15 protein-coding genes are annotated in these 12996 nt (G+C 43.4%); 9 read left to right on the plus strand and 6 right to left on the minus strand.

The features are described from left to right. Nucleotides 1-773, plus strand: a 773-nt coding sequence (locus EYS00_RS20620) for a sugar kinase (protein WP_165399436.1), incomplete at its 5' end; no start/stop codon positions are given. Between the two features lie 238 nt (nt 774-1011). Continuing rightward, nucleotides 1012-1803: a LamG domain-containing protein gene (locus EYS00_RS19155; RefSeq protein WP_130639527.1), complete on the plus strand. Its 792-nt coding sequence runs from the start codon at nt 1012-1014 to the stop codon at nt 1801-1803. Between the two features lie 84 nt (nt 1804-1887). Here the strand turns inward: EYS00_RS19155 and EYS00_RS19160 are convergent, their stop codons facing one another. From EYS00_RS19160 to EYS00_RS19175, 4 genes are all read right to left on the minus strand, one after another. Beyond that, nucleotides 1888-2586, minus strand: a complete 699-nt coding sequence (locus EYS00_RS19160; protein WP_130639528.1) for a CPBP family intramembrane glutamic endopeptidase — start codon at nt 2584-2586, stop codon at nt 1888-1890. A gap of 74 nt (nt 2587-2660) precedes the next feature. After that, nucleotides 2661-3530: a sensor domain-containing protein gene (locus tag EYS00_RS19165; RefSeq protein ID WP_130639529.1), complete on the minus strand. Its 870-nt coding sequence runs from the start codon at nt 3528-3530 to the stop codon at nt 2661-2663. Next, nucleotides 3523-3912: a PadR family transcriptional regulator gene (locus EYS00_RS19170; protein WP_207301734.1), complete on the minus strand. Its 390-nt coding sequence runs from the start codon at nt 3910-3912 to the stop codon at nt 3523-3525. The genes EYS00_RS19165 and EYS00_RS19170 overlap by 8 nt, the downstream gene beginning before the upstream one ends. A 152-nt stretch (nt 3913-4064) precedes the next feature. After that, on the minus strand, nt 4065-4970 hold the full coding sequence (locus EYS00_RS19175) for a LysR substrate-binding domain-containing protein (protein ID WP_130639530.1): 906 nt from the start codon (nt 4968-4970) through the stop codon (nt 4065-4067). 135 nt (nt 4971-5105) lie between these two features. On the opposite strand from EYS00_RS19175, the gene EYS00_RS19180 reads away from it, so the two are divergent. The 6 genes from EYS00_RS19180 to EYS00_RS19205 all read left to right on the plus strand — a co-directional run bounded on the left by EYS00_RS19180 (nt 5106) and on the right by EYS00_RS19205 (nt 10340). After that, entirely contained in the window at nt 5106-6011 is a 906-nt protein-coding gene (locus tag EYS00_RS19180; RefSeq protein ID WP_130639531.1) for a pirin family protein, read from the plus strand. A gap of 36 nt (nt 6012-6047) precedes the next feature. After that, entirely contained in the window at nt 6048-6569 is a 522-nt protein-coding gene (locus tag EYS00_RS19185; RefSeq protein WP_130639563.1) for an NADPH-dependent FMN reductase, read from the plus strand. Nucleotides 6570-6673: 104 nt separating this feature from the next. After that, nucleotides 6674-7933, plus strand: coding sequence for a serine hydrolase (locus EYS00_RS19190; protein WP_130639532.1), 1260 nt, complete (start codon nt 6674-6676; stop codon nt 7931-7933). A 131-nt stretch (nt 7934-8064) separates the two neighbouring features. Next, entirely contained in the window at nt 8065-8901 is an 837-nt protein-coding gene (locus EYS00_RS19195; RefSeq protein ID WP_130639533.1) for an NmrA family NAD(P)-binding protein, read from the plus strand. Further along, entirely contained in the window at nt 8894-9331 is a 438-nt protein-coding gene (locus EYS00_RS19200; protein ID WP_130639534.1) for a DUF1772 domain-containing protein, read from the plus strand. Before EYS00_RS19195 ends, EYS00_RS19200 begins: the two co-directional genes overlap by 8 nt. A 37-nt stretch (nt 9332-9368) precedes the next feature. Beyond that, complete coding sequence (locus EYS00_RS19205; protein WP_130639535.1) at nt 9369-10340, plus strand: AraC family transcriptional regulator; 972 nt, start codon at nt 9369-9371, stop codon at nt 10338-10340. Here the strand turns inward: EYS00_RS19205 and EYS00_RS19210 are convergent. Further along, nucleotides 10312-10926, minus strand: coding sequence for a hypothetical protein (locus EYS00_RS19210; protein WP_130639536.1), 615 nt, complete (start codon nt 10924-10926; stop codon nt 10312-10314). The genes EYS00_RS19205 and EYS00_RS19210 overlap by 29 nt on opposite strands. 267 nt (nt 10927-11193) lie before the next feature. On the opposite strand from EYS00_RS19210, the gene EYS00_RS19215 reads away from it, so the two are divergent. Continuing rightward, complete coding sequence (locus EYS00_RS19215) at nt 11194-12012, plus strand: ABC transporter substrate-binding protein (RefSeq protein ID WP_130639537.1); 819 nt, start codon at nt 11194-11196, stop codon at nt 12010-12012. Nucleotides 12013-12101: 89 nt separating this feature from the next. Here the strand turns inward: EYS00_RS19215 and EYS00_RS19220 are convergent, their stop codons facing one another. Further along, nucleotides 12102-12947, minus strand: coding sequence for a hypothetical protein (locus EYS00_RS19220; protein ID WP_130639538.1), 846 nt, complete (start codon nt 12945-12947; stop codon nt 12102-12104). Nucleotides 12948-12996 lie beyond the last annotated feature (49 nt).

Raw genomic sequence — 12996 nt, forward strand, 5'->3', positions numbered from 1 at the left:
TATCCCCTGTGTGCCTTGCAAAGGCGGAAGGTAACTTAAGAGCGCTGGGGCGTTTTCAGCTGTTAGAGCGAAGCTTACTTCCCAGCTACTCGTTCAATAATAACGATGTGGTAGTGGTTGTCGGTCAAGACGGTCTTGTCGCCAACACACTCAAATATTTAGACGGGCAGCCAGTGATTGCAATAAACCCTGAGCCAAAGCGATGGGATGGCAAGCTACTACCGTTTGAGATTGAACAGTTGCACGATGTTGTCGTTGACTCAATGAACAACAAGCGTGAGCAAAAATCAATTACCTTTGCCGAAGCTGCCACGAACGATGGCCAAGTACTGTTAGCTGTTAACGATATATTCATAGGGCCCAAAAGCCATACATCTGCTAGGTACAAACTTGAGTGGCATGGCTTGACAGAAGTGCAATCATCTTCCGGAATTATTGTTTCAACAGGTTTTGGGTCAACGGGTTGGTTCCAGTCTGTTCTAGCAGGTGCCATGGGCGTTATGGGTTCAACTCAACACCCTGATGGTAACGGATTTGGTTGGAGTGAAAAGCGACTTCAGTTTGCAGTAAGGGAGCCTTTTCCCAGCAATGTTACTGGAACTGATATTGTTTACGGTGAAATTACCAACGGCTCTCAACTCATACTTGAGTCACATATGCCAGAGAATGGAGTCATCTTCTCTGATGGTATTGAAGATGACTTCATTCACTTCAATTCTGGCGTCAAGGTAACCATTTCAGTGTCTGAAAAGTCGGGATTGTTGATAGTTTGATGGTCAAACTCAAATAGTTAAACCACAAACACTGCAAGAGTGTGTTTCTAAAAGAGTGGTTAAAAAATGTCCACATTATTTACACTTCGTTAAAGGTTTGTTTAGTGGATATTGCTATCTCATTGTTTATCGTAACTATATTGTATATGGCTTTGTTATTGCTTTCGGCCTTATTAAGCAATCCATGTGGAGAAGTAGGATTTGCTAAATCTAAAAACTCTCTCACGGAGGATTCACTATGCCAACGGCAAAAAATCGCAATATTTACACCTTTCTTAAACTGGGAATCGCAGTATTACTCTCAATAACTATCAACCTTCCTGCATCAGCGGCGCTAATAGCATCTTGGTCAGGGGAGGGTAATGCAAATGACTCATCAGGTAACGGGTACAATGGCTCTCTGGTTGGAAACACATCTTATGGCACCGGTGTGTCGGGGCAAGGGTTTGTTTTCGATGGAAACAACGACTACGTTTCTTTTAATAATGTCGACTTCGCACAAGGTAGTTATTCCATCAGCGGTTGGTTTCAGGTTACCAACGATACTGTCAATAATACGGTTTTCTCAGCGACTCAGTTTGGTGGTTCAAGCCATGGGATCATGGTTAGAGTTGAATCAAGCGGCAATTTGCGATTCTTGCACCGTTTTCCCTATGGCTCGTCAGGTGGCACCAGTCTTTTTACTTCAGGGTTGTCATTAAATGATGGTGACTTTTATCACTTTGCTGTAGTTAAAAATGGGGCTTCAATGAGTACTTTTATAGACGGAGTTCTGTCCGCTAGCACTACGGATAGTAGTACTTTTACATCATCCATGAACATTGACTTAGGGATAAACAGTCGCAATTCATTGGTCCATGACTTTAACGGTACTATTGATGAAGTCGGTGTATATAATCATGCATTGACTCTTGAAGAAGTGGCTTTGTTAGCAGGGGCTTCTAGTACACCAGTGTCAGCACCTTCGCCTATTCTCCTCGCTATTTTGGGGTTAGTAACCATGATGCTATATAGGAAGTATCGTTTTTAGTTGTATAGCCATGTTAACGGCCTCAATCAGTTAATTGAGGCCGTTAAAAACTCAGTCAATATCGAGCCACGAACTGACAGCCGTTCACTCCGCTCCCATATACAAGCCAACAAACGCCAGTGAATCAATCACGCCGTGCACAAGGATAACGGGCCACAAGTTTTTCTTAAGTAACAAATAGCTCACGCCAAAGGCTACTCCGACTAATCCTGTCATAACAAAGCCTCTGATACCTTGATAGTGGTAGTGTCCAAAGCCAAAGATGATCGCAGGAATAATTACCGCAGCAATGGTGGCTAGTGTTGAACTAGGCAGTGCTTCTTGTAGTCTAGTGACCAGGTAACCACGAAAGAACATTTCTTCACCAAACGCAGCCGAAACCCACACTATTGCCAACCACATAAGTAGCTTGGGTAAATTGTCTCGTACCTCACCAAATCGCGCTTCTACGCCGTCCGATACTTCAAGTAGTGCCGTAATTTGCAATGTTTCTGCCAGTGTCATTACTGAACCTACCGCAATGGCAAATGCGATAAACACGAGAAAAGCTTGTGGTATCACTAGCAGCTTTGATTTCAGCCCCTGTAATGGTTTTAACCCGTATTGCGACCACGATTTACCTTGTGAGCGTAGGTACAGCGTGAGTAGTAGTAGCGTTGAAATCAGGGTGATGGGTCCTGCGTATTTCATTGTCCAATGCAAAACCAGTGATTTGCTTGCTAGAGCAAATACCACAAAGAACAGAATTTCGAGCACAGCAAAAGTACGACTTGATGAAGTCATAATAATACCTCTTAAAGAGTAAGTTGTCATAGCCGGCGATCGATTGTCGCCAGCTGTATATTGGGTGTGTAGAGTTACCGCTGTATGAGCAGATAACTCGCGATACTGGTTTGAAGCGACACGAGTAGCCTTGATATGTGCATCGACAATGTCATGCCAATGGCTCCAACGATGGTGGTAATCGGGAACCAAAACCATGGAATATCTACTGCCAAGTGTGGCGAAAATCCGTGAATGATAGGGTCCACAATTGGGGTAAGTATGAGTGCTATCGAGCTCACAAAAAGTAAGCACGAAGCAGCAAAATACGTGGCGCTTAGCGGAAGATGAAGCATGGTGTATAAGGTTGCACGCCAGCCTTGAGGTGATTTCAACACACTCGATATCGCCTGCCACCAAGTGGATGGTGCCCCCGTTCTGGTTATTCGGCTTGGCCGTCTTGGCATACGAACACCTAGCAAGCTGTTTATAAGCTGACCTTCAATGAGAGCAAGATAGGTCTGGCTTTTCAAGAATAACGCAAGAAAGGGGAGTCCAACGCCTACGATAGACAATACCAATGCAGGTACACCAAACAGTGCTAACCAGCCAAAATAAGCAATACTGAGCGGCAGAGAAATAAAAAAGTAACTTAGCGATTTGTAGCTTTTGAAGCTCGACAATGGTGCAAAAAATCCGTTGAAAAGTGGTGGTTTAGACGCTATACCATGCACAAAACGTTGGGTGTCGTGTTCAAATTTGATGTACTGAGCTGCCACCTCTTTTGGGCTACCAAATGCTTCGATGAGTTCCGCCATATTCTTACTTTCATCATTGGCCAATGCATCCAAAAAGTGATTTTCGGCGTCGTACATGGCATCTTGCACTAAACCAGCTGGTTGGCCGTGTAATGCAGATTGCAGCTCATTTAAATAATGCTGAATGTCGTCATAAGGTTTATTCATTGTTATCACCCAAGCCTAAAATGTTATTCACTTGATGCTGGGTGGCTCTCCACGTAGATACCCATTGTTCAAGCACCCGTTTTCCCAGTGGCGAAATGCTGAAATATTTTCTTGGCGGTCCGCTTTCCGACAGTTTGACCTCACAGTCGAGTAATCCTTTGCTATGCAAATTGCGCAAAACAGGGTAAATCGCCCCCTGTTTGCCGTCGTTACTCTGCTGTAAGGCTTTTGAAATTTCGTAGCCATACATAGGAGACGCAGATTGGCCTATCACCGACAGCAGCATGAGGGAGACTGTTCCCGAGTTAAGTTCTTTTTGAAACTTTTTAACCTGCTGTTCCAGCATGTCGTCTTCTTGTAAATCGCTTTTTTCTTTACTCATCGATACTAGTGTTTAGTTATCACTATGATTAAGTTAACACTAGTGTTTGGTTAATACTAGTGGTTTCATGATCTGGGTTGTATCAAAATGTAAAAATGCACTGAGCCAACAACAGTGTTCGAAGCTGCCATTAGCTTGGTGCGAAGGAGAATTTAGTCTTGGGTAATGGTGTTTAGGTGTTCTATTAGGTAATCGGCAAACGCTTTTGCCACAGGGGATTGGGTGCGTCGTGATGGAGTAAGTAAACTCAATTGGGCTTTGCCAGAAATCCATGTGGGTAACACCCGTTGTAGTGAGCCATTACTCAGCTCTTTTTTACAGGTATAAGCAGGCAAACTGACAATCCCCATACCTTCAACTGCCGCTTTTATAAGGGTGCTCATGTCGTCGCTACACAATTGTGGCGTGAAAGGAATAGTGGTTTTTACACCGTCTTGATTTTGTAGCGTCCAATGCCCGCTGGTAGGTTGCCACCCAAGTTTTAAACTTTGTCTTTTATACAAATCGTAGGGTGTGGTTGGGTTACCTGCGTTGGCTAAGTAGGCAGGGCTTGCAAACAAATACCAAGAGAATGTCGATAAACTTCTTTGAATAATACTAGAGTCGGGGAGGCTGTCGGTATGTCCTCTGATCGCCATGTCTACGCCGGTTGAAACCATGTCTACGTTTTGATTAGTCACCTGTTGCACAAGCTCAACATCGGGGTGTTCCTGCATAAATTTGATCACTAAATCTTGAATAGCATAGTGCGCTACACCCAGTGAACAGCTTAGCGACACGCGCCCAGTCAGTGATGTTTTTCTGCTCTCGATGGCAGCTTCAGCAGCTTCCATTTCATCGAGTAAAGCACGAGCGTGCTGGTAAAAAATTTGGCCAGTTTCGGTGACGTTAAATTGGCGAGAAGTCCTTTGAATAAGCTTGGTATCAAGTCGTTCCTCAAGTTTTGAGACATGTCGGCTCAAGCGAGATTTAGGCATATTTAACGCATTTGCAGCGGGTGTAAAACCACGCTTTTCTACCACGTGAACAAAGTAATAGTAGTCATTCAAATCTATCATTCTTTTCGCCGTTAACTATTCATATCGTATTCCATTGTTCCAAATATAGAACGTAGCTTTCGAAATTTCTATCTACTCATTGCTATCGTTCTATCGCTAGAATTATCTCAAACGTTAGCAAACAGAGTTAGCACTATGAATACAACACAAAACTTAGCTGTAGAGTTAGATGAGAAGCAAGCCTCAAAGGGAGCTTCCGCTTTGGTGAAGTCTGGGCAACCGTTCAGTGTTGCAGATGGCTTTCAAGCACTCGCGTACAGAGATAGCGACTTTAGCGGAACTATGGATCCCATAGTTATGGTGGATCATTATATGATGTCCCAACCTACCTTTGGTCCACACCCTCACGCCGGTATGTCTGCTGTTTCAATGATTTTTGAAGATAGCGAAGGGCGTTTTCATAACCGAGATTCACTAGGTAATGCGTTCGATATTATGCCTGGCGACCTTTATTGGTTAAAAGCAGGGGCCGGAGCCATTCACGACGAGTTTCCATTAGCTGGCTCACAAATTCACGGCCTCCAATTGTTTGTCAATCTACCCGCATCACTGCAATACGGTGCCCCTGAATCGCTCCATGTGAGCGCACAACATATGCCAGTGTTAACTGGTGAAGGCTCTCGCGTGCGTATTGTTCTGGGTGAGAGTAATGGCATTAAAGGCGCGCAATCCCCTGCATTGCCCATGACAATGTTAGATGGTTTTCTTGAATCCAATGTACGTTTCTCTCATGTGCCGCAGCAAGGCGAAAATGCTTGGGTGACTGTGGTAAGCGGAAAGCTAACGGTAAGCTCAAAAGGTGTAAGTACAAACCTTAGTGCTGGACAAGCAATCGCGTTTTCAGAACTTCATTCTGAACACTTACCACAAATAACTTTAGACAATTCTGGTAGCGAGACCGTGCATTTCGTTCTAGTTGCTGCCAAGCCCATTAATGAAGAGTACGTCCAAAAAGGGCCGTTTGTAATGAGTTCCTACACGGAAATTGCTCAAGCAGAAGCTGATCTTCGCGCCGGAAAGTTCGGCAGCTTGGCCGAGTAAAACTACCGCACAATAAACATTGAATTGGAGAAAATGATGAAAATTTTAGCATTCGCAGCAAGTAACAGTCGCAAGTCTATTAACCAATCGCTAGTTAACTATGCGTCTTCGCTTTTACCTGAACATTCGGTAGAGGTTTTAAACATTAATGACTATGAAATGCCGATTTATAGCAGTGATCTTGAAGAAGCCCACGGTATTCCTTCAGCAGCCAATCGATTTATTGCAAAAATTGCTGAGGCTGATGCGTTATTGATTTCTTTTGCTGAGCATAACGGCAATTACACAGTAGCCTATAAAAATTTGTTCGATTGGGCATCCCGTGAACGAATGGATGTATACCAGTCAAAACCCGTTGTTATGTTGTCTACGTCACCCGGCCCCGGTGGTGCCTGTAGTGTATTGAAGCTCGCCAATGAATCTGCACATTTTTTTAAGGGTAACGTAACCGCTACGCTTTCTATTCCGAGTTTCTACGACAATTTTGATCTGGAAAAAGGTGAGCTTACTAATGGTGAACTCGCAGGAAAATTGAGGCAGGCACTAGCAACACTGTAAGGAGCTTTCTCGCTGAACGCTCTGCAATGCTTCCTGCACGGTAAATCAATTAATTGCCGTCGAAGCTCTTATACTTTTGCCAACACTTTTGAACGGAAAATTAAATGAAAAAATTACTGCTTTCTGTATTAGTTGTTGTAACTCTATCTGCAGGGTGGGGAGCGTTGCGCTTTACCGCGTTGGTAAATGGGTGGTTGTTATCACCCTGGGCAGAGCAGCATGACAGCGAGGCGTTTTCTAATCGACTGAAACAAGAAGTAGAATCAGAGTATAAAGGGAATGCGGTTTATGCAGTTATTGAACAAGGTAAGGTAGCGCATACCCATTTTTTATCAGTGGGTAAGCCAGTGGATGAGCAATCGGTGTTTGGTGTTGCCTCGGTGGGAAAATGGGTGACCGCCATGGCAGTTATGCGCTTGGTTGAGCAGGGTAAACTTGATATAGATACACCGGTGTCGCAATACACTACCCGTTGGCAGTTGCCCAAAAGTGAGTTTGACAATAACTTGGTCACCTTGCGTCGGCTACTCAGCCACACGGCTGGAATAGAAGACGGCCTTGGTCACAATGGTTTTGCCCCCAACGAGGCTATTCAACCCTTAACAGAGCATTTAACCCTTGCTGCCGATGCTGATCCGGGCGTACAAGCTAGAGTTGCAGTGACTAAAATGCCTGGAGAGTCTTGGGATTACTCTGGTGGTAGCTACAACCTCATTCAGCTCGTGATTGAAGAAGTTACTCAGGGTGATTTTCAAACCGCGATGCAAAGCCTCTTGTTTGAACCTTTGGGTTTAGAGAACACGTATTTTCAAGTAAACCGTGACGACCCGATGCTGGCTGAATATTTTGGTGAAGGTCAGCAAGCACGGGTTTATCCCAATTACACTTCACTTGCGGCAACCGGTTTATATTCCAACCTTAATGATATGCTCAAACTTATGTTGGCTAACGTTCCGAAGGCTTCGAATACTCAAAAAATCACATCGCTATTGAGCAAAGACAGTTTAGCGCAAATGCGACAACCAGAAGCCTTTGTGGGTGGGCAACCCATTTGGGGAGCCGGTGTTATGTTATTTGCTCCCATAGACACTGGATTTATTGTAGGCCACGGAGGTAAGTCGCCCTACCTAAACGCGACTGTGCGTTTTAACCCAAAAAATGGCGATGGTTTCATTATGTTCCAGACGGGTAACGATGAAGCTTTTGCGTCTAACATGGCCACTCAGTGGACGCTATGGAAAACAGGAAAGCCTGATATTTATCTAGTCAATAATCGCATGGACAGCGTTTTTCTAGATGTTCTTATTGGTGTCATAGTGATTATTTTAAGCGTGATTGTGTTTTGGCTATGGCGCAGAAAGTAGCGTGTTAATGGAGTGATTCGGTACAAATTCATCGTGTGTACGATGTGCACAAAAACTCATACGCTGAGTCAATTACTCCTCTGTGTAATTCGATAAATTGACCTTGTCTTAATTAACAGGGTGAGGGCAAGATGAAACGAGATGCAACTAACTATTTAGTCATTGGTGCAACCGGTAAAACGGGATCACGAGTACACAGTAAACTAACGTCACTGGGGTTTAATGTTAAAGGTGCAAGTCGCCAAGGTGAGGTACATTTCGATTGGCGCGCCCCCGAAACGTGGTCAGCTGCGCTAGTGGGAGTGGAGGTTGTTTATTTAACCTATTATCCTGACTTAGCTACCCCAGAGGCGCCAGACGATATCGCAAAGTTCTGTGCCCTTGCCAGAATCAAAGGGGTTAAACATATTACTTTGCTTTCTGGTCGTGGAGAGCCAGCTGCACAAGTGTGCGAGGACATCGTAAAAACCTCGGGTTTGAGTTGGACTATCGTCAGAGCTAGTTGGTTTAATCAGAATTTCAGTGAAGGTATGTTTCATGACTTTGTTCAAGCGGGAAGTATTGCGTTGCCCGTAGGAGCAGTTACCGAACCTTTCATCGATGTTGACGACATTTGCGATGTGGTTGTTGCCTCGTTACTTGATGTTAATCACGACGGTAAACTCTATGAAGTGACAGGTCCAGAGCTACTAAGCTTTGCCCAATTGGCGGAAGTATTTACGGAGGTGCTCAAACGGCCAGTGGAGTTTGCACAAATTCCTCAGCAGGCATTTGTTCAGTCAATGGAAAGTCACGGTGTTGAACCTAAAGCTATCGACATGCTCACTTACTTGTTCACAGAAGTCCTCGATGGCAGAAATGAATACACTGTAGATGGCGTTCAGCAAGCGTTAGGTCGCCCAGCTAAAAGCTTTAAAACGTTCGTTATTGATAATATCCAGGCTTTCGGTGGAGCTAACAATGCATGAGTTAACCTTGCTTTCGGTGGTTGAAGCTTTGCTTCAACTTTCCATGATCATTATGGTTGGGCTGTACTTTATTTTTAGCAATACGGTAATGAGAGTTTTGTCGAAGCGCAAAGACGGCGCTGCTATTATGATTGATATTAACGCGAAGATATTAAATCCGATGTTTCTCATATGTTTTGTGTTATCGGGCGTTGCAGGGCTTTATTTCTTTGTGTTTCATTCAAGCTATCAGTCCATAGCTGGCTTGCTATTTTTCATCGGAACAACTCTCGTGACTATAGTTTTCAATGTGCCGTTGAATAATTTATTGCGGGATACACCCCAAGCTGGGGTAGCTCGGGTGTGGGAGTCATACCTTAAGCGCTGGGTTAGTTGGAATCACGTGAGAACAACAAGTGCGGTATGCGCAGGCTTGTTACTTTCGTTGTAAGAGAAGTACTTTAAAAGCTAAATAGGCGGCTTAACCAATGAGTTTTGATTACAAAAAACGCGTAAACACAAGTATTACCGACGAGCCAATCGGTAAGTTGTTGGATAGTTTGCGTATGGAAACTGCTTTTTTTACTCAGTCAACGTTGCGCTCTCCGTGGGCGCTTACCATGCCACCCATGGGAAATTGTATGATGTATCACATTGTACTTAAGGGGAGTGCGTTTTTTCGTATCGATAATGAAGACATTACCCTCAATACCGGAGACTTTATATTATTTCCCAAAGGAGAGGGACATAACTTAAGTGACGGCCACTGTTTGTCGTTTACACCCTTGGAAGCATTGCCAATTAAGGCAATCACAGAACGTTATGAAACTTTAGATTACGGTGGTAATGGCGAATCTTCTAGTATGGTTTGCGGTGTACTTCGCTTTCAACATCCACTAGCAATCAAGCTACTGGGGATCCTCCCTTCTACCATTGTTATTCGTCGAAATAGTCAAGCAACGGAGAATCTGGTTGGTAATATCAGCGAATTGCTTAAATCCGAGGCTGTAAATATTGGTATTGGCTCTGAGGGCGTCATTGCCCGGTTGACCGATATACTGGTGATAACCGCCATGCGACAATACTTACTTGAACTCAATGATGAGAAAATGGGATGGCTTGGCGCATTAGAAGACGACCGCATTGGACAGGCCTTGAAGATTATTCACGAGACTCCGGAACATCATTGGTCTTTGGAAGAGCTAGCACTAAAAGTTGGCATGTCGAGAACCAGCTTTGCACAACAATTTAAACGCCTGGTGGGGAACACGCCAATGGAGTATTTGACCGAATGGAGAATGTCCTTGGCCTACTCAAAGTTGCAGTTGTCCAAAGATTCCATATTGGCCATTGCACTTGATATTGGGTATCAGTCTGAAGCTGCTTTTTCGCGCGCTTTTAAGAAGACGATTGGACAAAGTCCAAAGGAAATTAGAAAGGCGTATCACGCTTCTGTTTAATCCGATACAAAAGCGTACTAAGTAGCAAACCTAAAGAGATAATCAATAGATGACTTGGAGCATTCACGGATGTGCTTTTAACCTCTGTAGTAAACTCTCCCAACGCCGTACCGTAGGTCGCAATAGCAGCGCTAGCTTGGTCTAACGCATCACTGTAAAACACCAGTTGACCATTGAACCTCAGTGTGTCAAAGCCAAAAATGTCTGTTGATGTTTCACCAAACAGACCAAAGCCTTCAAGCACAGATATACTGTTGCCAAAACGCTCGACAACCAAGCCACCGCTACCAGTAAGGTCAAAAAAGGTGTACTCGTGGAGCACACCACCATTGAGGGTATCAAAGGTGAAGGATTCAAAATTTAAAAATGAGGTGACTGATAATTGGCTTTGCCCGTTGTCAGTTATATCCGCTAAATTTACGTCAAATCGCAAATAGGTTTCAGCGCCGTATTCTTCGATACCTTCCGCCTCACCAAAGTACGTGAGGTGTTGCCCATAAAATTCAAAGCTGACTATGGCGGCTTTACAAACAGGAGCTGTGAGTAATAAAAGTCCTATAACTAATGCTGCGCTTTTTCTTATCATTTTGATTCTCCAACATTATGCCTAGCGTAACTTGCCCATTGGCTTTGGGTGAAAACCTACAATAAAACACCAATTGCATGGACTTATCACCCTAGCAAGTGCCGCCGAAAATATAAACAAAATGCCGGTAAATTTCTCTGTAATCATCGGCAAAAACCGTTGTTTTCAAAAGTATGACGTTATATTCAAATGATGTTGGTTCAGATATTAAACTAATAGCCAGTGGAGACATTAATGGTATTCGCCTACAGTTAAAATAGTAAGATCATGCGTAAAGTTAAGTTATTTGAGGTGCTGGTGAAGATACCAACGTTATTGAGCGTACCCTTTTTGTTGTGTGTGTCGCTTCACTCTGTTGCCAACGAACAATCACTTACACTGAATAACATCCACTGGCCGCCTTATCAATTTTCTGAACCGAATCAAAGCCGAGAAGGCTTAGGTACGGATATCCTAAAGCGTTGCACGGCGTCATTAGATTATCACTTAACGTACGAGACTTTCCCGGTAAAACGCACTCACTTGTTTATGCAACGAGGCTTACTTGATGTCACTTTTTATTCCTACAAATCAAGTCGAGAAGAGTTTGTCTATTATGGCAAAGAGCCTATTTTCGTCAGTGAATACGGTTTTCTTGCACCTGCAAATAGTGGGTTTGAGGTCGCTAGCTTAGATGATGTGTATTCACTTACCTTGGGCTTATTGGCGGGCTTGTCGTACACGCCCGAGTTAATGGAAGTGATAACTACCAATAAAGCAAATGGTAGGGTGGTTGAAAGCAACAGTGTGCTTAACTTGGTGAATGAACTTGCAGGTGACAAACCGTCTATTGATTTGGTTCCTAATTCAAAAGAGACCTTTTATTGGATGATTAAGGAGCAAGGGTTGGAAGATAGACTTGAGGTACTCGATTATACCCTTGCGCGCAAGCCATACTACATAACAGTATCTAAAGCCTCGAAAAACATCGCTGATCCTCAGGCGTTTCTAACTACCATGGATACTTGTTTAAAAGACATCAAGCAGAGCGGTGAATACGATAAAATGAGTTCTGTGTATGGCCTAGGGCCCCTGAGATTGAACTAGACCAACAACAATGGGAAGTAAAGGTGGGTGTTGGTCTACAAATACTATAAGCGTTTAACACTCTTTTGTAGTAATGACGAAATGCTCGGCTACGATCTGATGAAAAAAACCACCTGATAAGCGACAAAAATTGCCAGTGAGCAAGTAATGGCTACCCTCTTATCAGCACCCCTCACTTTATTAAAATATAAATAGGGCATGCCGATACTAACTAAGCTCATTGCTACTTTAATAATCTCTGTTGGTGCTGATAGTTTTGCGATACCAAGCCCTGTTATGATTGACACGAAGATAGTGATTCCCATAACAACAAACCAGTCCATAGTTTCCACCGACTTTAATTCATCAACCACTGTCGAGATAAAGCTCTCTTGCAGAGGCTCTGAACTACTGAGAACATTGGTTTTTACAGTTCGAGTTGCTAGCGTAATTTTTTCCAATGCATCTTGCTCAAATATCAATGCAACCGGATTAATCTCGAGAACATTGTTTGCTACACCTATAGGAGTTTCATAACAGTAGTCAATGTGCGGATCGTCCTGATCTAAACCGTATTTTGTTCTCAACTCATCGTATGAGTATGGGAAATTACCTTCAGTTTCTAGGTGATTTAGTCCTTTGTGAGCGTGATGCTCAATACTCCAAACTTTGTGACCATTACTATAAAGTTTAGCCATGCTGGACATTATCCCCTCGTGTAACTGACAGGAAACTACATCGCCAAATCTTGTTAAATACAGTAGAGCTCTATCTGAAATGATGGGGGATAAAAACTCTTCTATGATTACTACAAACCAACCGTTTTTTACTTTTGCCGTGTAAATTGGAGGTTGTTCTTTGTCTTTGTTGAGTACCGACTCAAACGTTTTTAAAGAGTCTAGTATTTTGTTTGTTTCATCAGATTTTATCGCTATCCATCCTAGACTAAGTCCCATTGACGCTCTCCATTTTAATTGTTTTGTCGTAACCTTTGACTTTTCTTTT

It is taken from the genome of Alteromonas sp. KUL49, assembly GCF_006538345.1.
Classification (GTDB): domain Bacteria; phylum Pseudomonadota; class Gammaproteobacteria; order Enterobacterales; family Alteromonadaceae; genus Alteromonas.

Bases quoted from the DNA above. Each gene is read 5' to 3' on its own strand.
- EYS00_RS19155 (WP_130639527.1), top strand. From the start codon at position 1,012: ATGCCAACGGCAAAAAATCGCAATATTTACACCTTTCTTAAACTGGGA.
- EYS00_RS19195 (WP_130639533.1), top strand. From the start codon at position 8,065: ATGAAACGAGATGCAACTAACTATTTAGTCATTGGTGCAACCGGTAAA.
- EYS00_RS19190 (WP_130639532.1), top strand. From the start codon at position 6,674: ATGAAAAAATTACTGCTTTCTGTATTAGTTGTTGTAACTCTATCTGCA.
- EYS00_RS19205 (WP_130639535.1), top strand. From the start codon at position 9,369: ATGAGTTTTGATTACAAAAAACGCGTAAACACAAGTATTACCGACGAG.
- EYS00_RS19165 (WP_130639529.1), bottom strand. From the start codon at position 3,530: ATGAATAAACCTTATGACGACATTCAGCATTATTTAAATGAGCTGCAA.
- EYS00_RS19175 (WP_130639530.1), bottom strand. From the start codon at position 4,970: ATGATAGATTTGAATGACTACTATTACTTTGTTCACGTGGTAGAAAAG.
- EYS00_RS19160 (WP_130639528.1), bottom strand. From the start codon at position 2,586: ATGACTTCATCAAGTCGTACTTTTGCTGTGCTCGAAATTCTGTTCTTT.
- EYS00_RS19185 (WP_130639563.1), top strand. From the start codon at position 6,048: ATGAAAATTTTAGCATTCGCAGCAAGTAACAGTCGCAAGTCTATTAAC.
- EYS00_RS19170 (WP_207301734.1), bottom strand. From the start codon at position 3,912: ATGAGTAAAGAAAAAAGCGATTTACAAGAAGACGACATGCTGGAACAG.
- EYS00_RS19220 (WP_130639538.1), bottom strand. From the start codon at position 12,947: ATGGGACTTAGTCTAGGATGGATAGCGATAAAATCTGATGAAACAAAC.
- EYS00_RS19215 (WP_130639537.1), top strand. From the start codon at position 11,194: ATGCGTAAAGTTAAGTTATTTGAGGTGCTGGTGAAGATACCAACGTTA.
- EYS00_RS19180 (WP_130639531.1), top strand. From the start codon at position 5,106: ATGAATACAACACAAAACTTAGCTGTAGAGTTAGATGAGAAGCAAGCC.
- EYS00_RS19200 (WP_130639534.1), top strand. From the start codon at position 8,894: ATGCATGAGTTAACCTTGCTTTCGGTGGTTGAAGCTTTGCTTCAACTT.
- EYS00_RS19210 (WP_130639536.1), bottom strand. From the start codon at position 10,926: ATGATAAGAAAAAGCGCAGCATTAGTTATAGGACTTTTATTACTCACA.